Source organism: Burkholderia sp. YHN3-13, assembly GCF_055810675.1.
Map to the genome: position 1 here is coordinate 399,409 of NZ_JBVVNQ010000003.1, position 20,127 is coordinate 419,535.

A 20,127-nucleotide genomic window follows, 5' to 3' on the forward strand; every position below is an offset into this window, starting at 1 on the left:
GGCGCCGGCGTGCGCACCGTCAGTTCAGTTGCGTGATGAATTTGGTGACCAGATAACCGTCGAAGGTCTCCGTGCCTCCCTCGCTGCCGAAGCCGCTGTCCTTCACGCCGCCGAACGGGATCTCCGCCGGCCCCATGCCGAAGTGATTGATGTTGACCATGCCGGCCTCGAGCGCGCGGCCGATGCGGTGCGCGTTGCGTACCGATGTCGTGAATGCATACGACGCCAGGCCGAACGGCAAACGATTGGCCTCGGCGAGCGCATCGTCGAGTGCATCGAACGGCACGATCCCGACGATCGGGCCGAACGGCTCGTCGTTCATCAGGCGCGCCTCGCGCGGCGGCGCCACGACGACCGTCGGCGCGAAGTAATGGCCGGGCCCCGGCAAACGCGTGCCGCCCGCGACGATCGCCGCGCCGTTCGCCTTCGCGTCGGCGACGAACGCGTCGATCTCCGACACGCGCCGCGCATGCGCGAGCGGCCCCATCGTGACGCCCTCCTCCAGTCCGTAGCCGACGCGGATCTTGCCGACCGCTTCCAGATACGCGGCAACGAAGCGGTCGAATACCGCGCGTTGCACGAAGAACCGCGTCGGCGACACGCACACCTGCCCGGCATTGCGAAACTTGTACGCGGCCAGCATCGTCGCGGCGCGCTCGATCTCGGCATCCGCGCAGACGATCACGGGTGCGTGTCCGCCCAGCTCCATCGTCATGCGCTTCATGTGCGACGCGGCGAGCGCCGCCAGCCGCTTGCCGACCGGCACCGAACCGGTGAACGAGATCTTGCGCACCTGCGGCGCCTCGATCAGCTGCGTCGATACGTCGCCCGGCACACCCCACACGATGTTCAGGCAGCCCGGCGGCAACCCCGCATCGTGGAAGAGGTGCGCGAGCGCGACGATCGCGCTCGGCGATTCCTCGGGCCCCTTCAGCACCAGCGTGCACCCCGACGCAAGCGCGGCCGCGATCTTGTGCATCGCCTGGCTGAACGGGAAATTCCACGGCGAAAACGCCGCGCACACGCCGATCGGCTCCCGCAGCACCGTCTGCATCACGTCCGGCGAACGCGCGGGCACGACGCGGCCGTAGGTGCGACGCCCCTCCTCCGCGTGCCATTCGAGCTGTTCCGCGGACGACACGACCTCCGCGACCGCCTCGCGAAGCGGCTTGCCCTGGTCCATCGTAATGTGGCGGCCGATGGACTCGGCGCGCTCGCGCACGAGCGAAGCGGCGCGCCGCAGGATGTCCGAGCGCACGAGCGGCGACTCGCGGCGCCATGCCGCGAACGCGCGATGCGCGGCATGCACGGCGGCGTCGATATCGGCCCGCGTCGCATGCGGCAGGTCGCCGAGCACGCGGCCGTTGCCCGGATCGACGACGGGCTGCGTGCGCCGGCCGTCGGCCGGCAGGAACCGTCCATCGACATACAGACGAAGCGGCGGGTAATCGGCGCACGCATCAGGCACCATGCGCGAAGTCAGCGGCGTAAACGGAATCAAGACGGTACCCTCGGTTGAAAGTGCGCGGTGGGCGCGGACGGTGCGACGGTCGTGTCACGCCGCCTGTTGCGGCGCTTGCAGCAAGCCGCCGATTTCCTGCCGGAGAATCTGGTTTTCCTGCCTGACGAGCAGATGCCGGACCTTGCCGCGGAACGTCCCGAACTCGGGATCGGCCATCAGCGCGGCCCGCCGCCGCGCACGCATGTCGAGCGAATCGAATGCCCACAGATAGACGAGCTGGTTCAGCGGCCCGACTTCCGTCGCGAAACAGCCGATCATCGTGCCGAGTGCCCGCTCCTGCGCGGCGCGCCCGCATTCCGCATACAGCCGCAGATATTCGGCGACGCCGCCCGGCACCAGCGTATAGGTGCGTTGCTCAACAAACATGCGCTTCCTCCCGTTGTCGCGGCGCGAACGCCTGAAAGGCCGCGGTCGCGCGGGCCATCCCCGCGGCGTCCGTCTGCGCCGCCACGTAGCGATCGGGGCGCACCACCACGAGCGGGCCGGCATGCCGGTCGAACCATGCCGCCAGCGCGTTGTCGACGTCCTCGACGCAAGCGCTGCCGTGCACGCTGGTCACGCGCCGGGCGCGACTCGTCCCGCTGCGCGAACGGCTGACCTGCACGAAGGTCGCGCCGAGCGACGTCCAGTACGCACGATCGTCGTCACTCAGGCACGCTTGCGGATCGCACTGCCAGCCGACGATCGAGAACCACGGGCCCAGCACGTCGTCGAGTTTGCGGCGCAGGCCATCGGCCGTTTCGACGTCGGGCTGCACGATCATCCTGCCGACCGCATCCGAGCCGCCCGGCAGCACGATGCCGCGCGTGTAGCTCGGCATCGGCTTGAACCGCATCTGCAGGATGTAGTCCTTCAGCCCCGGTGCAAAGCGGACGAGCCCGAGAACGCGATCGCGCAGAAACGCGACGAGCCGGTTGGTCGGCATCAGCATCGCGCCGAAGGTGTCCGCGAGGTCGATCATCGCCTTCGCGTGATCGCGCCGCTCGGATTCGTACGTCGAGATCACGCCGGGATGCAACGCGCCACGGACGATGCCGGCCAGCTTCCACGCGAGGTTGCCCACGTCGCGCAGGCCCGCGTTCAGGCCCTGGCCGATCCACGGCGGACTCAGGTGCGCGGCATCGCCGACGAACGCCACGCGACCGACGATGAAACGCTCGGCCACGCGCGAATGGTGCGTGTAGGTGCGCGCCCGCACGATCTCGACGCGATCGATGTCGTCGACGTACGGCGCGATCAGCGCGCGAATCGAGTCGGGCTGGGCGATCGCCGCTTCGTCCTCGTGCGGAAACACGAGAAATTCCCAGCGCCGGAAATCGAACGGCAGATAGATGCAGACGTTCGGGCGGCGCGGGTCGCAGTTCAGCGCCGTGCAAGGCTGGTCGAGGCCGGCGTTCTTCACGTCGACCACGACCCACTTGATCGGATGCGTCGTGCCGGCGAGCATGACGCCGAGCAGCTCGCGCATCGGGCTGCGTCCGCCGTCGGCCGCGACCACGTAGTCGGCCTGGAGCGCGTACTGCCGGCCGTCCGCGCGGCGCACCTGCAACGTGACGCCTCCGTCGTCCTGTTCGACATCCACCACTTCCTGACTGGTCCGCAGCGACACGTGCGGATAGCGGGCCAGCCCGGCGCGCAGCGTTCGTTCGGCCAGTTGCTGCATGAAGATGTTGCGCCGCCACCAGCCGAATTCGCGGATCGACGGGCGGATATCGGCAAAGCATTCGCCGTTCGCCTTGAACATGCGCAGCGGCACGTTCTGGATGATGTCGCGGCTCAGTTCGTCGGCGAGCCCCGCTGTCTGAAACATCCGCAACGCTTCGTCGTCGATGCCGACCGCGCGCGGAAATTCGACGATCTCCGCGGCCTTCTCGACGATCACCGTCGCGATGCCGTAGAGGCCGAGCAGATTCGCCATCGCCACGCCGTTCGGCCCCGCGCCGACGATCGCGACCGAGGTCCGCTCCGGATTGTTCGCCTTCATGCGTCGGCCCCCGTCCGCCACGCCGGATCGTCGAGACGATCGAGCCATGATCGCAGTGCGCGATTGAATGCATCGGGCTGGTCGTCATGCACGTAATGCGTCGCGCCGGGCAGGTCGATCCGTCCGATTCCCGCATTGGCGGCCGCCATTTCGGCCGCCACTTCCGCGGACAGGAAGTCCGACGCGCCGCCGCGCAACAGCAGGGTGGGCACGTGCAGGTTGAGGACGAGCGGCCACAGATGGACGAGCTGCTCCGGCGTCGCGGCCAGCCGTGCCGCCGCGATCCCGGCGGCGTCGTGCCGCCACACGATCCGTCCGTGCGCGTCTTCCTTCAGCGAGTGTGCGACCCGCGAATCGAGCGCGGATTCCGCGATGTTCGGCCGCTGATGCCGCCAGAATGCGCGCGCGTCGTCCCACGACGCGAACGCGTCCGGCGTTTCCTGCAGCTCGCGCTTGATGCGCTCGGCACCTTGCGAGCCGGCCGACGCGCCCGGGCCCATGTCCTCGATCACGAGACCGGCAAGCCGGTCCGGATTCGATGCCGCGTAGACGAACGCATTGGCGCCACCCATCGAATGCCCGGCCAGCACGAATCGTCGCAGGTCGAGCGCGCGCACCAGCGCATCGAGATCGCGCACGTAGGCCGCCGCGTAATAGTCCCGCCGCGGATCCCAGTCGCTCAGCCCGCGCCCGCGCTGATCGAGCGCAACGACCCGGTAGCGGTCGGCCAGCGCGTCGGCGACGGGCTCCCACGTCCGCGCGTAGCTGCGCAAGCCGTGCAGCATCACCACGGCCGGCGCATCGTCGCGCCCCCAGCTCACGTAGTGCAGCCGCAACCCGTCGCTCTCGACCCATCCATCCTTGACGGACACCGTATTCATCATTCGCTCTCCGGCAGCCCCTGCTTTCACACCAGGCCGTCGCGACCGACGATCTCGCTCGCCTTCAGGCCGCCGAGCCGCGCGTGCAGGCGGCCGCGCGTCGCGAACGCGAAGATCACCAGCACTTCGTCGTCGTTGGGCGCGTCGGGAAACAGGCAGGTCACCGTGTCGTAATGCGAGCGCACGTAGAGCGCATCCTTGTGCGCGAGCGGCACGTCGATCACCGTGTTGATCGGGCCGCGCTTGCCGCTCGACGGCACCCACGACTTCCCGCCGCCGAGCGCGGCACGGATCGGCTCCGCGAAGATCGACGTGAGGAACGCGTTGCCATGTTCGTATTCGCCCGCCGAGCCGACCAGGCACGCCTTGCCGTAGCTCTCGATCGCCTGGCCCGCCGCGAGCGACGCGATGCGTCGCGCGAACTCCTGCCCGAGCGCCGACGACGGGCGTACGAGATCGTCAAGATTTTCGCTGTACCGCCCCGCATACGGGTTGTGAACGGCCGCGGCGATCACGATCTTGCGCAGCGGCTCGCCGTCCGCGAGCTGGCCGGTCTCGTTCGCGAGCGAATCCTCGATCTGCGTATACCACTTGCGGATATGAAAGCCTTCGAAATTGGCGATCTTGCTCATCAGTAATCCTCTATAAAGTATCGATGATGTCGGAATGAATGGACGGCGCGTCAGTCGAACAGCGGTTCGAGCTGGAAGGGATCGCTGGGCGCGTTGTACCGGTGCAGCACGCGCTTGCCTTCCTCGTCGTCCGTGACGGTTTCGCAAAAGAATTCGAGCCGGTTGCCGTCCGGGTCCGGAAAATACACGCCGATCCCGACCTTGTGATCGGTGATCTTCACGATCGGCACGTCGCGACGGATCAGCATCCCGTACAGCCGGCGCAGTTCGGACAGGCCGCCCGCGATTTCGAGGCCGTAGTGCTGCAGGCCGATCGTGCCGAGTTCCGCATCGGACGCCGCGCGAATCAGCGCGATGTCATGGTGTTTCTGGCCGAACGACATGAACACCCACTGCTCGCCGCGAGCGGTTTCCGTCATGCCGAGCACGTCGGCATACCAGATGCTCGATCGCACCGGATCGCGCACGAACAGCGACAGGTGCGTGCGCTGCACGCGCGGTACCGGCAGCGGCAGCCCAAGCGCGTTCGCATGCGCCGCCCGTTGCTGGAGGTCAGGCTGGGTCATCGCTCGCTCCGCTCAATGCGTCGACTGCGCGTGGGCGACGAGCGGCGCTTCGAACGGCGTCCACGCCACGGCCGTGATCTCGCTGAAATCGCGCCATTCCTTGGTCCAGCTCCGGCCGCCGTCGTGCGAACGGAACAGGTGCCCGTACTTGGTCCCCGCATAGACGAGCCCGGGCCGCGCCGCATGGACGCCAAATGCCCAGAACGTCGAATTCGGCGGCGTGCGCAGATCCGTCTCGTGCCATGCACGGCCGCGATCGGGCGAGCGGTAGATACGGCTGCGCGTGCCCGGCGTACCGTCGCCGATCGCCATCAGCAGGTCGCCGCCGGGCGCCGCCAGCGGGACGACCGTGCGCGTGTAGTACAGCCCGTCGAAGCGGTCGCGCGACAGCTTGCCGTCCCAGGTCAGGCCGTCGTCGTCGCTCACGTGCACCGCGTTCACCGTCAGCAGCACCGTCGTCTTCGGCTGGTGCGGCCCGGCGGGCAGCACGGCGATCGCATGAATGTCGCTGTTGCGGATCGCCGTGCCGGGGCCGTCCACGCGCGTCCAGGTCGCACCGGCGTCGCGGCTGCGCCATGCGCCGCCTTCCTCCACGCCGTACCACACGTTGCGGCCGTCTTCCGGGTCCACGCAGATCGTCAGCAGCCGCGGACGATTGACGCCCGAACAGAACTCCGGGAACTCGGGAGCCGTTCGCGCCCAGGTCAGACCCGCGTCGCTCGACTTGTAGAGCGCGGCGCGCGACGGCGCGCCGGTGCCCGCATACAGCACGGCCGGATTCGCGGGATCGATCGCGATGGACCAGACTGTCTGCCCGTTCAGCAGGTTCTCGGGGCGAAACCAGTGCGCGCCGCCATCCTCGCTGATGCACAGCCCCGAATCGGCGCCGGCATACACCCGCGACGGCGTCGCGGGGTCCACCGCGAGCGCGCGCACGATGCCGTCGAACTCGATGGGCTCGTCCAGCCCGAGGCGATGCCAGGTCTTGCCGTCGTCGTTCGAGCGCAGGATGCCTTGTCCGGCGGTGGCGACCAGTACGGTTGCGGTCATGCGATGCTCCTTGTGTCAGAGAAAAATGCCGCGCGTGAGCCCGCCGTCGCAGCCGATCGACTCGCCGGTGATCGAGCCGGACTTCGGGGACGCGAGAAACGCCACGATCCATCCCATTTCCTCCGGCTGCAGCACGCGCCGGATCGGCGTGACCTTCACGTAGTTGGCCTCGACCTCCGCGGCCGTCAGCCCCTGCTTCCGCGCTTCCTTCTCGTAGAGCTCGTGAATGTGCGGCGTCTCGACGACGCCCGGGTGAATCGTGTTGACCGTGATGCCGAACGGGCCGAGCTGGTCGGACAGCGTCTTGGTCAGGTGCACGATCGCGACGTTGCGCATGCCGGACAACTGCTTGCTGCCGCGGCCCGTGAGCCCGCCGACATTGACGATCCGGCCGAAACCGTGGCGCCGCATGTAGGGCGCTGCCGCCTTCGCGCAACGCAGGTAGCCGACGACCTTGATGTCGATGTCCTGGAGCAGCCCCTGCGGATCCGCGTGCTCCAGCTCCGCGCGCACGAGGCCGCCCGGATGCGCGGCGCCGTTCAGCAGGATGTCGAGCCGGCCGAAACGTTCGACGCTCGCCGCCATCGCCGCTTCGACGGACGCCATGTCGGTCGTGTCGAGCGTGACGGGCAGGATCGCGCCGGCCGCGTCGCCCAGCGGCGCGAGCGTCGCGCGAATCTCGGCGGCGGCGGCCTCGAGGTGTTCGAGGCGTCGCGCGGCAATGGCGACGTTGACGCCTTCGCGCGCCAGTTCGAGCGCGACCGCCTTGCCGATGCCCATGCTGCCGCCGGTGATGAATGCGGCTTTTCCGTGGAGTTGCAGGTCCATAACGATGAAAGATCAGAGTCGGGAGTGAAGAAATCGGCGGGCGGCGCGATCAGGGCAGGCACATTTCGATGAGCCGCGGCCCGTCGGTGTGCGCGAGTGCGTCGTCGAGCGCCTGGGACAGCGCCTGCACCGTGCTCGTACGCTCGGCCGGTACGCCGTAGCCGCGCGACAGCGCGAGCCAGTCGATCGGCGGATCGTCCAGCAGCGTCAGGCGGCTCGCGTGCGGCGTGTCGGCCGGCAGGCCGCCGCGTGCGAGCTCGGTCTGCAGGATGCCGTAGCGCCGGTTCGAGGCGATCAGCATGACGATCGGCAGACGCTCGCGCGCCATCGTCCACAATGACTGGATCGTGTACTGCGCGCTGCCGTCGGACTGCAGCGCGAACACGCGGCGTGCCGGGCACGCGACGGCGGCGCCGAGCGCCACCGGCAAACCCTGGCCGATCGCGCCGCCGGTATTCGTGAGGATCGTGTGACGGCGCGCGCGCGCCGACGCGGTCACGAACGGATAACCGCACGTGCCGCCCTCGATCGACACGATCGCGTCGTCGGGCAACGCATTCGCCAGCACGCGACCGACGGCTTGCGGCGTCAGCGGCCCGCTTTCCACCTGCCAGCGCTCGACGGGCACGCCGCCGGCGCCCTCCGGCGCGCCGATGCGCGCGGCCAGCGCGTCCAGCGCGTCGTCCGCCGCGTCGCCCGGCTCGGCCAGCGTCACGATGTCCTCGGGGCGCGCGAGTTCGCCGGGAATGCCTTCGTAGCCGAAGTACGTGACGGGAGCGAGCGCCCCCGCCAGCACCACGCGCCGGCCGGCCAGCGCGGCGAGCGCCGGCTCGGGGAAATACGGCAGGCGGTCGATGTCCGGCAGGCCGCCGCCGCGCTCGGCGCGCGCCGGAAACGTCTCGCCGAAGCAGGTCGCGCCGGTCGCCGCCGCGATGCGCGCCGCCGCGCGCTGCCCGCGTGCCGACAGCGCGCGGCCGCCCAGCAGCAGCACGGCCGGCAGGCCGCCGAGCAACTGATCGGCGACCCGCTCGACCCGGGTTCGGTCGAACGACACCGCGGCCGCGCGAACGACGGCCGGCGACACCGAACCGCCGCGCACCGCGACCGACTGCAGATCCACCGGCAGCACGAGCGTCGCGACGCCGCGCCGCGCGCCCATCGCGGCCGCAATCGCGTCGGCCGTATCCGTCGCGAGATCCGCGGCGCGTGCCACGCTGCGATACCACACCGACACCGGGCGGGCGAGAGATTCGATGTCGGACGTGAGCGGCGCGTCGTACTTCAGATGATCGCGCGTGTGATCGCCGACGATGTTCAGGATCGGCGTGCGGGCGCGGCGCGCGTTGTGCAGGTTCGCAATGCCGTTCGCGTGCCCGGGCCCGAGGTGCAGCAGCGTCATCGCGGGTTTGCCGGCCATGCGGCCGTAACCGTCGGCCGCCCCGGTGCATACGCCCTCGAACAGCCCGAGGATCGGGCGCACGCCCGCCACGGTATCCAGCGCACCGACGAACGGCATCTCGGTGGTACCGGGGTTCGCAAAACAGACGTCGACGCCCGCGTCGCGCGCCGTGGCGAGCACGACGCCCGCCCCGCTTCGTGTTCCGGCATCGATGTCCAACTGTGGGATGTTCATGCGTCCGCTCGACGGTTTGAATGAAGTGGATATCACTTTAATCCCGAATTACGGGATTTGTCAAACTCGCCAGTGCGCGAATAACGCCAAACCGATCCTCGTTTACCCGGAAAAAATTCGACTGGATAGTGCTATCAAGGCTCAACCCCAGCGATTTGCCATGTCCTGAGCTCGTCGTAAATTCCCGCCATTCGGAATTCATGAAATCCACCGATTACGCCAACTTCCATGGCCGCGTGCCTGTGGCGAGCCGCATCGCGTCGCACACAAAAATGCGAGCTTACGATTGCAAATGCCTCTCATTTGCATTAAATTTCCGCGCAAATGTACCGTTTGGAACACAGATGCCGATGCCCAACCGTCAGCCCTGCCCGAACGCCAACCACATCAAAGGACAGGGTATGAGCAGGAAGAAATGGGCGGCCGCACCGATGGCCATCGTCGTCGGCGCGGCCGGCGTGGGCACCGCCGACGCGCAGGAGGCGACGCTGCCGACCATCGAGATCGCCGGGCAGCGCGCGAGCGCGCCGTTTCGCACGCGTGACTCGACGAGCGCCACGCGTGGTGACGCGGACGTGATGGAGATCCCGTTCGCGGTCAGCAGCGTCGATGCGCAACTCGTGCGGACCGTCGCGGCGACACGCGGCGAGGACCTGTACGACTGGGTCGCGGGCGTCGCGCGGCAAAACAGCTTCGGCGGGCTGTGGGACAACTACGCGGTGCGCGGCTTCGCCGGCGACGGCAACACGTCCGGCACCGATTACCTCGTCAACGGCTTTTCGTGGAATCGCGGCATCGGCGTCCCGCGCGACACCGTCAACCTCGAGCGCATGGAAGTGCTCAAGGGGCCGGCGTCGGCGCTGTACGGGCGCGGCGATCCGGGCGGCCTCATCAGCTACACGACGAAGCAGCCGCAGTTCACGCGCGCGAATACCGTCGGCGTGTCGGCCGGCAGCTATGGCGCGTTGCGCGAGACGCTCGATTCGACCGGCCCCGTGACGAAATCGCTCGCGTACCGCTTCGTCGCGATGAACGAGAACAACGGCAGCTTCCGCGATACGGTGTCGAGCAAGCGCTACCTGTTCGCGCCGTCGTTCACGTGGGACATCGGCGCGGACACGACGCTCCATTACGAATTCGAGAGCGTGCGCCAGCGCGCGCCGCTCGATCGCGGCGTGGTCGCGGTGGGCGGGCAGCTCGGCGCGATTCCCGCGTCGCGCTTCCTCGGCGAGCCGCGCGACGGCGACTTCGACGTGCGCAACACGGGCCATCAGTTCACGCTCGAGCATCGCGTCGATGCGAACTGGTCGGTCAACGCCGGCTTCGCGCAGCGCACCACCGACCTGTCCGGCCGCTCGTCCGAGGCATTCGCGCTGCAGCCGGACGGCCGCACGCTGTGGCGCCGCTACCGGCAAGTCGCGTTTCACTCGAACGACCTGCAGGGCCGCCTCGAAACGGCCGGCAAGTTCCGCACCGGCGGCATCGGCCACACGCTCGTGCTGGGTATCGACGCGTACCGCTTCAACTACGACCAGTTCGTCGCGCGCTCGACACCCACGGCCGCCGCGCCGTATGCGATCGACATCTTCGATCCCGTCTACGGCCAGCCGGCGCCCGTGCCGCGCACCGCGACCAACCTGCTCGAGCGCGACGACGGCCAGGGCGTCTATGCGCAGGACACGCTCGCGTTCGGGCCGCACTGGAAAATCCTCGCGGGGCTGCGCTGGGATCGCTTTCACCAGTCGGTCGAGAACCGCCTGAAAGGCACGACGAGCCACCAGTTGCAGACCGCGTTGAGTCCGCGCCTCGGCATCGTGTACGAGATGAGCCCCGCGCTGTCGCTGTATGCGAACACCGCGTATTCGTTCCGGCCCAACAACGGCGCCGACGTAAACGGCCGCGCGTTCGATCCGGAGAAGGGGCATGGCTACGAAGTCGGCGCGAAATGGGCCGGCGCACGCTGGCTCGCCACCGTCGCGGCATTCCACGTCAACAAGCGCAACGTGCTGACCGCCGATCCGGCCAACGCCGGCTTCTCCCGCGCGGCGGGCGAGGTGCGCAGCCGCGGCGTCGAATTCGAATGGAACGGCGACCTGGGTCACGGCGTGCGCGGCCTCGTCAACGTCGCCTATGTCGATGCCGCGGTCACGCGCGACGCGGTGCTGACGCCCGGCGCACGCCTCGTCGACATTCCGCGCCTGAGCGGCAGCGCGCTGCTCCTGTACGAAACCGCGGTGCCGTTCGCGGACAAGGCCGGCGCCGGCGCCGGCGTGATCTACGTCGGACGCCGGGCCGGCAATACCGCGAACACGCAGGACGGGTTCGACCTGCCGGCCTATGCGACCGTGCAGCTGAACGGCTATGTGCAGATCGACAAGCATCTGCGCGCGTCGGTCGTGCTGAACAACCTGTTCAACCGCACCACCTACGTCAGCTCCTACAACAGCCTGTGGGTCACGCCAGGCGCGCCGCGCAGCCTGTTCGCGTCGCTCGCCTACGCGTTCTAGCCGGAATCGGCCGGCCGCCGCGTACCGCGGTCACGCGCCGAGCGCGAGCCGTGCGGCGAGCGCGAGCAGCAGGGCCGGCAACATCACGCACGCGCCGACCGCAAGGAACGCGCGGAAGCCGACCTGCAGCCCCTCGCGCCGGATAGCCGCGAGCCACAGGATCGTCGCGAGCGATCCGGTCACGGACAGGTTCGGCCCCAGGTCGACGCCGATCAGGATCGCGTCGATCACCCGGTGCGGGCTGCCCGCGGCGTCGATCGTCGAGCTCGCGAGGAGTCCGGCCGGCAGGTTGTTGACCAGATTCGACGCCAGCGCGATCGCGACGCCCGCCACGGCCGCGGCGGTCTGCTCGCCGCTTGCCGTCAGCGCGCGCAGCAGCCCGGCCAGCGCACGCACCGCGCCGCTCCGGTCGAGCGCCTCGACCAGAACGAACAGCCCGGCGACGAGCGGCAACACGCTCCATGAAATCGCGCGAACGATCGGCACGGCGGCCGTGCGATCCCGAACCAGCACGCACGCGACCGTGACGACACCCGCCGCCGCGGTCGGCAACCCGAGCGGAAGATCGAGCGCCGACACCGCCATCAGCGCGGCGGCCGTGACCGCGATGCCGGCCAGCGCGATACGGCCGCCGCCGGTGAGCGGCCGCGTCGGCAGGCCCGATTCGCAACGACCGCGCAGCGCGTGTCGCTGGGTGATCCGCAGCATCCCGTACGTGCAGGCGATCGACACGACGGACGGAACCGCGAAGTGGTCCAGCCATGCGCCGAGCGGCGGCATGCGCGCGCCGTACAGCACGAGATTCGCCGGGTTCGAGATCGGCAGCACGAAACTCGCCGCGTTCGCGACGAACGCGCAGATGTACAGCAGCGGCAGCGGCTCGGCCTTCGCGCGGCGCGCGGCCGCGACGACCGCGGGCGTCAGCACGACGGCGGTCGCATCGTTGGACAGGAAGACCGTCGTCACCGCGCCCACCAGGTAGACGAGCGCGAACAGGCGCCGGGGCGAACCCTGCGCGCGATTGACGACGCGCGTCGCGACCCAGTCGAACAGCCCTTCGCGCCGCGCGACCTCGGACAGCAGCATCATGCCGGTCAGGAACAGGTACACGTCGCCGCCCTTCGCGACGGCCTCGAGCGCCGGATGCACGGGCAGCAGGCCGCATGCGACCAGCAGCAGCGCGCCGCTCACCGCCCAGGTCGCCTCGGGCCAGCCGAACGGACGCGCGATGACGCCCGCCGTGGCGAGCGCGGAAATCAGCCATGCAAGCGAAACGGAATTCATGGACAAGTCGGAAATGACATGGAGAGGACAGGCACGTTCATGACGACGTGGCCGGCAGATCGGCCGGCTTGCCGCACACGCTGCTCAGCGCGCGCGCATGGCCGAGCCAGAGCGCGAGCGACCCGGTCGACACGGCGCCCAGCACGACGAATGCGGCCGGATAACCGAAGTGCTGCGCGAGCACGCCGCCCAGCGCGGGACTGAGCGCCGCGCCGATGCCCTGCGCGGTCGCGACGGCGCCCTGCCCGGCGTTCACGCGGCCGGAGCCGTGCAGCAGGCGTACGACGAGCGCCGGCACGACGACGCTCTGCAGGCCGGCGCCGATACCGTCGAGCACCTGCACCGGCCAGACGCCCGCCTCGCTCATCAGGACGGCGGCGAGCGCGCCGCGCACCGGCAGCACCAGATAGGACAGCAGCAGCACGCGCCAATAGCCGTGCGCGCGGATCAACCGGGGTGCGAGCCACGCGGCCGCGATCATCACGAGCTGCGCGATGACGATGGTCTGCGCGGTGAACATGCTCGCGTTGCTGCGATGCGTGGCGACCACGCCCATCCCGTAGAGCGGCAGCATCGCCGCGTTGCCGAGATGAAACAGCGCGAGCGACGCACCGAGCAGGACCAGCGGCCGGTTCGAGGCCAGCGTGCGCATGCCGCCGACGCGCATCGTCGGCGCGCCCGCGGGCCGGTCGTCGTGCGCGGCAAGCGTTCGCGGCGCGGCAGGCTCGGTGTCGAGGCCACGCGCGCACGCATGGTCGATGGCCTGCCCGGGAATCGCCAGCGTGCTCGCGATCGCGAGGATCGTGAACACGGCGACGAGCGCGAACACCGCGTCGAATCCCGCATGCCAGCCGAGCCAGCCGGCGAGCGCCGCGCCCACGACGTTGCCCGCGTGGTTCGCCATCTGGTTGCGGCCGAACTGCCGGTCGAAACCCTGCCGGCGCGCGATGCCGAGCGTCACGCCCGCGACGGCCGGCGCCAGCGCCGCGCCGCCGACGGCGGCCAGGATCTGCGACGCCGCCACCGCCGGATAGCCGTCGGCGACCATCAGCGCCAGCGAGGCGAGCGCCGTCACGGCGGTGGCCACGATGATCAGCGCGCGCTTCGCGCGCAGCGCATCGACGAGCGCGCCGGCCGGCGGCGTCGCGGCCATCGCGGCGAGCCCGGCCAGCGTCATGACCGAGCCGATCGCGTCGGCACTCCAGCCGCGCGACAGCAGGATCACGCCGACGAACGGGCCGATGCCGGCCTGCACGTCGGCCAGGAAAAAGTTGAGCGCCTCGAGCGCGCGCGTCGGTTTCATGGTCGACGGGCGGTCATTCGTCTTCCGCATCGACGAGTTCGGCGATCTCGCTGACATCGAGCACGGCGCCGTATCGCGTGACGACGCCTTGTCCCCACGCCATGACATGGACACCGGCGCGCAGATAGTCGCTCAGTTCGGCCGCCGCATGGGGCGGCACCCGCAGCACGGCACCGTTCGCCAGCAACGCGCCGTTCAGCTCGCCTTTCGGGCCGTGCAGCGCGAACGCGACCTCGCCGCTCATCTCCATCGGCTTGCGGCCGCCATGCGGCGGCTTCGGCGCACCGTGCACGGGCCCGTCGTCGACGATCTCGACGCCGTGGCGCCCGGTCAGTTGCACCGCGGCGATCGTCTCGGCGCCGCGCATCTTGACGCCGCGCACGCGAATGCGGTCGCCTACCTCGATGTGGCGAACCAGTTCGCGGCCCAGATGCGGCGGCACGTGAACCTGCAGGTCGCCGTTCAGGACCAGGCCGTCGATGTCGCCGTGCGGGTTGAGCAGGAACTGCGTGACGCGGCCGCGCGTTTCGGGCAGGCAGGCGGGATCGATCCAGTGCATGGCAGGACTCCTTATTGGATGAAGAGAAAACGACGCGCGGTCAGCGCGCGACGTCGTCATAGAGATTCACGACGCGGCCCGGCGCACCGAACGCGGTGGCCTGCAGCGCTTCGCCATAGGCGTTGCGCGTGCCGTACCCGACCGCGGCCACGCGCGCGCCCGGCACGAGCAGCCCGCCGAATTGCTGGGCGGCCGGCACGGTCAGCTTGACGATCGCGCCGTCGTCGAGCATCACGCCGTCCGGCTCGCCGCGCGGCGCGCGCATGACGCGCCGCACGACGCCGGACACGCTGATCCGGGTCAGATTGACGCCGCGCAGCGCGGGCGGCATCGGCGCGGCAGGTGCCGGCGGCTGGTCCGACAGCGACGCGCCGGTGCGGTCGTTGCGCACGACGCGCGCGTGGAGGTCGTCGCCGAGGCGGCGTTCCCCGGCCACCGTGACGCGCTCGCCCGGCCGCGCGAGCGCGACCAGTTGCGTGCCGAGATGCGGCGGCAGGCGGACGAGCGTGCCGTCGGTCAGCACGAAACCGTCGACGTCGCCTTCCGGGTTGATCGTCATGCGTGCCAGCGTGCCGGACACGAGCGCGTCGGGAGCGATGCCGCCGCCGGGCACGCCGACCGGCGGCGCCGGGTCGAGGCCGGCGCGCGGCGGTGCGCCGGGCGGCTCGTCCGCACGCGGCGCGGGCGGAATCTGCGCGGCGCAGGCGGTCGCCGCGGCAAGCAGCGCGACGGCGCACAGTCCGGCAGCGGTGCGGCGAACGGCGGCGCGCCGCGGCGGCCGCGAACGCGCGGCAAGTGGGGTCGACATCATGGCGGGCTCCGGCAACGGGTTGCGATGCGTCGATATTCGCAACACGCGTGCCAGCACGCGCGCGCCCGCCGGGCGGTGTTCCGGACGACGGACCGTGCGGGACGTGTCGGGATTCCCGACATGTTTCACCCGCCGTTGTCGGAGATTCCGACAGTCACATCGGCGCGGCTAGTCGTCGCGCTCGATCCCCAGATGAGCCATGCGCGCGTAGAGCGATTGCCGGCCGATACCGAGCTGCCGCGCGGCCTCGGCGCGATTGCCGTTCGCACGCTCGAGCGCGCGCAGGATCGCGGCGCGCTCGACCGCCGCCAGCGCATCGGGCAACGGCAGGTCGAACAGCGAGGCCGGCAGCGCGAGCGTGTCGCTGCCGTTCTGAAGCGCGGGCACGGCGGCCAGCCCGAGATCGGCCGCACCGATGGCCGGCCCGGGCGCCAGCGCGGCCGCCCGCTCCATCACGTTGCGCAGTTCCCGGACGTTGCCGGGCCAGCGATGATCGAGCAACGCCCGCTGCGCGTCGTTCGTCAGGTGCAACGCACGCGCGCCTGCCGCCCCCGCCAGGAAATGCGCGGCCAGCGGCAGGATGTCGGCCACGCGCTCCGCGAGCGGCGGCAAGTGCAGCGGAATGACGTTCAGGCGATAGAACAGGTCTTCGCGAAACGTGCCGTTCGCGACCGCCGCGGCAAGATCGCGGTGCGTCGCGGCCACCACGCGAATGTCGATCGCCGTCGGACGATCCGCACCGAGCGGCGTCACCTGGCGCTCCTGCAGCGCGCGCAGCAGCTTGGCCTGCATCGCGGCGGGCATGTCGCCGATCTCGTCGAGAAACAGCGTGCCGCCGTCGGCCTCGACGAGCCGTCCGGCGCGATCGGCATGCGCGCCGGTAAACGCGCCGCGACGATGCCCGAACAATTCGCTTTCGAGCAGATCGGCCGGAATCGCCGCGCAGTTGACCGCGACGAACGGCTGCGCATGCCGCGCCGACGCCGCATGCAGCACGCGAGCCGCCACTTCCTTGCCGGTACCCGTCTCGCCGGTGACGAGTACGGTCGCGTCGCTCGTTGCGGCGCGGCCGATCTGCTTTTGCACGTCGCGCATCGCGGCGCTCACGCCCAGCAGCCGGGGGCGGGTCGACACCGGTTCGCGCGCGAACCCGTCGCCGTGCGGCTCGGCGGCCGCCGGCGGCGTGTTCGCGGACACGACGCGCGTGAGCAGTTGCGCGATGTCGCGGCGCCCGATCGGCTTGGTCAGGTGATCGAACGCGCCAAGCCGCATCGCGTCGATCGTGTTGTCGCTGGTCGCATGGGCGGTCAGCATCACGACCGGAATCGCGGCCAGCGCGGGATCGTCGCGCAATTGCGCGAGCACCGCGAGCCCGTCCAGGTCGGGCAGGCGGTAATCCAGAAAGATGCAATCGACGCGGACGCCATCGCGCAGCACGCTCAACGCCGCTTGCCCGGCCTCCGCTTCGACGACGCGATGGCCGAGATCGGCGAGCGTCTCGGCCAGGCCATCGCGAAACGCCGCGTCGTCGTCGACTATGAGGATGGTTGCCATGGGATTTCAATGACGAAGGAGGCGCCGCGCGGCACGTCGTCGAGCCAGGCCTGGCCGCCGTGCGCCGCGGCCACTTCGCGGACGACCGCAAGACCGAGGCCCGTGCCGTCCGCCCGTCCCGTCACGAACGGCTCGAAAATGCGGTCGCGCTGCTCGGCGGGAACGCCGGGGCCGGTATCCGACACGGTGATCCTCAGCCAGTCGCGTCCGGCATCGGTGCGACGCGCGGCGGTCAGCGTGACCGCGCCGCCGTCGCCGGCATGGCGCAGCGCATTGAGCACCAGGTTGTCCAGTGCGCGGCGCATCTGGTCGGGATCGAACACGGGGAAACCGGCGGGCTCCGCCACGCGTTCGCGAGGCTCGCCGCGCGACCATACTAGCTCGATCGACCGGCGCTGCGCCAGCTCGCGGTGCGCGTCGACGACCTGCGCGAGCCACACGTCGACATCGACCCGCGTCGCATGCGGGCTGACCGGCTGCGTCAGCGCAAGCAGGCCGGACAGTTGCGCATCGATGCGTTCGATCTGCGCCAGGATCACGCGCAGCGCATCCTGCTGCCGCCCGCTGTCGCCGGCCAGCGCGTTTTCGGCTTTCAGCCGCATCGCGCCCATCGGGTTGCGAATCTCGTGCGCGACCTGGGCGGCCAGCTTGCCCAGCATCCCGAAGCGTTCCGCCTGCGCGAGCCGCGTGCGGAGTTCGGCGGCCTGCTGCTGCAGGTGTTCGGCACGCCGTGCGCGCGCGTTGAACGCCTCGATGATCCGGTCGAGATCCGACTCGCCGACGTAAGGCAGGTGCGGTTCGCGACCGTCGGGCCCGAGCCCGGTCTCGATCCGCGCGAGATTGCGCTTCCAGCGGCGCAATCCGATGGCCAGCGCCGCCGCGATCGCGAGAATCACCGCGAGCACGCCGGCGAGGCCCAGCGCCAGCAGCTCGCCGTGCCGGCCGAGCGGCGGGCGGGCGCGCGTCAGCATCCAGACGAACAGGCCCGATCCGGCGCGGACGGGGCACGCCGCCGCGATCACGGCGTCCTGCGCGCCCTCGACGGCGTTCGACGTCGCGGCGCGCGTCGCGGCGGCCGCGCGCAGCGTGCGGAGAATCAGCGGCGTTTCCGCGTCCGGCACGTCGCGCTTGATGCCGCTGCCCTGATAGGTGGGAAAGGAATACGCGAGAAAACCGCTCGCCGCGGCGCCGCCGCCCGCCGTCCAGAAACCGCCTTCCATGTCCGGCGCGCGCGCGAGGACGATATCGAGGATCGCATGCATCAGCGCGGCATCCGGCTGCGCGCCGGCCGGCGCGGACGTATCGTAACGCGACGCGACCGCTTCGCAGGCCGCTGCGCCCGCGGCCCGCGCACCGGCGATCTGCTGCCCTTCGGCGGAACTGGCCATGACCCAGACGACCGCGACCAGCGTCGCGCAGAGCGCCGCGACGAGCGCCCAGAGCATGACGAGTTGAGTGGAGAACGGCGGACGCTTCATCGGATCGGGCATGCGGTCGAGGGCGACAGGATAACGTAAAGCATACGACGCCGGGACCCGCGCGAATACGACGCGTCGCGCCGGACGGCAACGGTCGCCATCGGGAAAGGCCGCTGAAAGAACCAAGCGCTAGACTGCCTGCGGCTCGACACTCCCGCCCCTTCCCCTCGAGGACAGCATGCGCGCCATTGCCTTCCGAAGACTCTCCGTCGCCTTGTTCGCCGCCGGTGCGCTGTTCGGCGCCGCGTCCGCGAGCCGCGCCTGCGACGTGCCCGCCCCGGTGCGAACGATCGATCCGCCCGGTTACTACGACGACCCGACCGGCTACGCGCGCGACGTGAAGCCGATGCGCGATTTCGTCGCGAAGCTGAACGCCGCGGCGGAACGCGCCGACTGGTCGTGCGCGCTGACGCTGCTCGACAGTTGGGCGCAATCGGATGCGCTGATGGGCAAGATCTCCGGCTATCAGGGATATTTCGAGCGTTCGTGGGCCGGCACCGACTTCGCGATGGTGATCCTGCGCATGCCGCCCGGCGTGCGCGAAGCGAACCGCGCGCCATTCAACGCGATCGACCCGTGGCTCGAACGCATCGCGATCGCCACCCGCGATTCGGAGGCAATCAACCGCCTGCACAACAACCTCGTGTACTGGGCGGGCCTCGACCTGATCGCCATCGGCACCGTGACCGACAACGCGAGCCTGATCGACTCGGGCCTGCTGCGCGTGCGCGAAGGAATCCGCGACATCGCCGCGGACGGTTCGCTGGCCCGGGAAGTCAAGCGCGGCAACCGCGCGCTGCACTATCACACCTTCGCGCTGCTGCCGCTCGTGTTCGCGGCGGAGCTCGTGCACCGGCGCAAGATCGACCTGTATCGCGAGAACGGCGGCGCGATCGGCCGCCTGGCCAACCTCGTGATCGACGCGGTGGAGAACCCCGACAGTTTCAGGAAGATCACGCCGGTCAGGCAGGACCTGTTCCCGTGGACGTTCCGCGACGAACTGAGCTGGGTCGAGCCGTACTACGCACGCTTCGGCGATCGCCGGCTGCCCGCGATCATCGCGCCGCGCCGCCCGTTCAGCGAATGGCGGCTCGGCGGCGACGTGACCGCGGCGTGGGGTGCGCCGCTGCCGTAACGATCCGCGCGTCGAGTCACGCCGACCGCCCGGACGGTGTTGCGCCCCCCGTTCCGCGCGTCAGCGCATGCCCTCGTGCGTAGCCTCGTTCACGGCGCCGCCGACGCGCTCCGCGCGCTCGACGATACGCGCAAGCCGGATGATGTCGGTCAGCGCGAAATCGTTCGCGTCCGGCGTCGGCCGATCGTGCTCGCGCGCCACGCGCATCGCGAACGCGAGCGCTTCCGAGCGCTCGCGCAACAGCGTGCGCAGTGCATCCGCGATGATCCGGCGGTCGCGCGGATCGTCGAGGCCGAGCACCGGCCCGCGGCCCGGTTCGCCGGCCGGCGCCGCCAGCATGGCGATGCCGGGTATCGGCACCGTGTTCCGCTTCATGTCCCTCTCCCGTTGACGGGCGGCC

The 20,127-nt window shown here is 70.0% G+C and carries 18 protein-coding genes; 2 read left to right on the forward strand and 16 right to left on the reverse strand.

Features of this window, described 5'->3' with window-relative positions; translation table 11 throughout:
• Window positions 1–19: 19 nt before the first annotated feature.
• The 9 genes from AC0KUR_RS10055 to AC0KUR_RS10095 form a co-directional block, all read right to left on the reverse strand.
• Complete coding sequence (locus tag AC0KUR_RS10055; RefSeq protein WP_185732848.1) at window positions 20–1,471, reverse strand: NAD-dependent succinate-semialdehyde dehydrogenase; 1,452 nt, start codon at window positions 1,469–1,471, stop codon at window positions 20–22.
• Between the two features lie 84 nt (window positions 1,472–1,555).
• Window positions 1,556–1,888 carry an NIPSNAP family protein gene (locus AC0KUR_RS10060; RefSeq protein ID WP_124670014.1) on the reverse strand — a complete coding sequence of 111 codons (333 nt, stop codon included), beginning with the start codon at window positions 1,886–1,888 and terminating at the stop codon, window positions 1,556–1,558.
• A complete protein-coding gene (locus AC0KUR_RS10065) occupies window positions 1,878–3,506 on the reverse strand; it encodes a bifunctional 3-(3-hydroxy-phenyl)propionate/3-hydroxycinnamic acid hydroxylase (protein WP_473375812.1) in 1,629 nt (542 codons plus the stop codon). Before AC0KUR_RS10065 ends, AC0KUR_RS10060 begins: the two co-directional genes overlap by 11 nt.
• The gene (locus AC0KUR_RS10070; RefSeq protein ID WP_473375813.1) at window positions 3,503–4,387 is read right to left on the reverse strand and encodes an alpha/beta fold hydrolase; all 885 of its coding nucleotides are present in this window, start codon (window positions 4,385–4,387) and stop codon (window positions 3,503–3,505) included. Before AC0KUR_RS10070 ends, AC0KUR_RS10065 begins: the two co-directional genes overlap by 4 nt.
• A gap of 26 nt (window positions 4,388–4,413) precedes the next feature.
• Window positions 4,414–5,019: an amino acid synthesis family protein gene (locus AC0KUR_RS10075; protein ID WP_473375814.1), complete on the reverse strand. Its 606-nt coding sequence runs from the start codon at window positions 5,017–5,019 to the stop codon at window positions 4,414–4,416.
• A gap of 50 nt (window positions 5,020–5,069) precedes the next feature.
• Window positions 5,070–5,585 (reverse strand): VOC family protein, encoded by a 516-nt coding sequence (locus AC0KUR_RS10080; protein WP_034191829.1) that lies wholly within the window; start codon window positions 5,583–5,585, stop codon window positions 5,070–5,072.
• A 12-nt stretch (window positions 5,586–5,597) separates the two neighbouring features.
• The gene (locus AC0KUR_RS10085; RefSeq protein ID WP_192387725.1) at window positions 5,598–6,635 is read right to left on the reverse strand and encodes a WD40/YVTN/BNR-like repeat-containing protein; all 1,038 of its coding nucleotides are present in this window, start codon (window positions 6,633–6,635) and stop codon (window positions 5,598–5,600) included.
• Window positions 6,636–6,650: 15 nt separating this feature from the next.
• On the reverse strand, window positions 6,651–7,463 hold the full coding sequence (locus tag AC0KUR_RS10090; RefSeq protein ID WP_034191831.1) for an SDR family NAD(P)-dependent oxidoreductase: 813 nt from the start codon (window positions 7,461–7,463) through the stop codon (window positions 6,651–6,653).
• Window positions 7,464–7,512: 49 nt separating this feature from the next.
• Window positions 7,513–9,096, reverse strand: coding sequence for an acetolactate synthase large subunit (locus AC0KUR_RS10095; RefSeq protein ID WP_473375815.1), 1,584 nt, complete (start codon window positions 9,094–9,096; stop codon window positions 7,513–7,515).
• Between the two features lie 401 nt (window positions 9,097–9,497).
• On the opposite strand from AC0KUR_RS10095, the gene AC0KUR_RS10100 reads away from it, so the two are divergent.
• On the forward strand, window positions 9,498–11,603 hold the full coding sequence (locus tag AC0KUR_RS10100; protein ID WP_473375816.1) for a TonB-dependent siderophore receptor: 2,106 nt from the start codon (window positions 9,498–9,500) through the stop codon (window positions 11,601–11,603).
• Window positions 11,604–11,633: 30 nt separating this feature from the next.
• Here AC0KUR_RS10100 and AC0KUR_RS10105 read toward each other — a convergent pair whose 3' ends face one another.
• The 6 genes from AC0KUR_RS10105 to AC0KUR_RS10130 form a co-directional block, all read right to left on the reverse strand.
• Complete coding sequence (locus AC0KUR_RS10105; protein WP_473375817.1) at window positions 11,634–12,887, reverse strand: arsenic transporter; 1,254 nt, start codon at window positions 12,885–12,887, stop codon at window positions 11,634–11,636.
• A gap of 37 nt (window positions 12,888–12,924) precedes the next feature.
• Window positions 12,925–14,190, reverse strand: coding sequence for an MFS transporter (locus tag AC0KUR_RS10110; protein WP_049032425.1), 1,266 nt, complete (start codon window positions 14,188–14,190; stop codon window positions 12,925–12,927).
• A 13-nt stretch (window positions 14,191–14,203) separates the two neighbouring features.
• Window positions 14,204–14,749, reverse strand: a complete 546-nt coding sequence (locus tag AC0KUR_RS10115; RefSeq protein WP_034191835.1) for a hypothetical protein — start codon at window positions 14,747–14,749, stop codon at window positions 14,204–14,206.
• Between the two features lie 40 nt (window positions 14,750–14,789).
• Window positions 14,790–15,560, reverse strand: coding sequence for a hypothetical protein (locus AC0KUR_RS10120; protein WP_473375818.1), 771 nt, complete (start codon window positions 15,558–15,560; stop codon window positions 14,790–14,792).
• 168 nt (window positions 15,561–15,728) lie between these two features.
• Window positions 15,729–17,114 carry a sigma-54-dependent transcriptional regulator gene (locus AC0KUR_RS10125; RefSeq protein WP_473375819.1) on the reverse strand — a complete coding sequence of 462 codons (1,386 nt, stop codon included), beginning with the start codon at window positions 17,112–17,114 and terminating at the stop codon, window positions 15,729–15,731.
• Window positions 17,096–18,592 carry an ATP-binding protein gene (locus AC0KUR_RS10130; protein WP_473375905.1) on the reverse strand — a complete coding sequence of 499 codons (1,497 nt, stop codon included), beginning with the start codon at window positions 18,590–18,592 and terminating at the stop codon, window positions 17,096–17,098. The genes AC0KUR_RS10125 and AC0KUR_RS10130 overlap by 19 nt, the downstream gene beginning before the upstream one ends.
• Window positions 18,593–18,770: 178 nt before the next feature.
• Between AC0KUR_RS10130 and AC0KUR_RS10135 the strand changes: the two genes are divergently transcribed.
• Window positions 18,771–19,727 carry a mannuronate-specific alginate lyase gene (locus AC0KUR_RS10135; protein ID WP_069704857.1) on the forward strand — a complete coding sequence of 319 codons (957 nt, stop codon included), beginning with the start codon at window positions 18,771–18,773 and terminating at the stop codon, window positions 19,725–19,727.
• Between the two features lie 60 nt (window positions 19,728–19,787).
• Here the strand turns inward: AC0KUR_RS10135 and AC0KUR_RS10140 are convergent, their stop codons facing one another.
• A complete protein-coding gene (locus tag AC0KUR_RS10140; protein ID WP_034191839.1) occupies window positions 19,788–20,102 on the reverse strand; it encodes a hypothetical protein in 315 nt (104 codons plus the stop codon).
• Window positions 20,103–20,127: the final 25 nt, after the last annotated feature.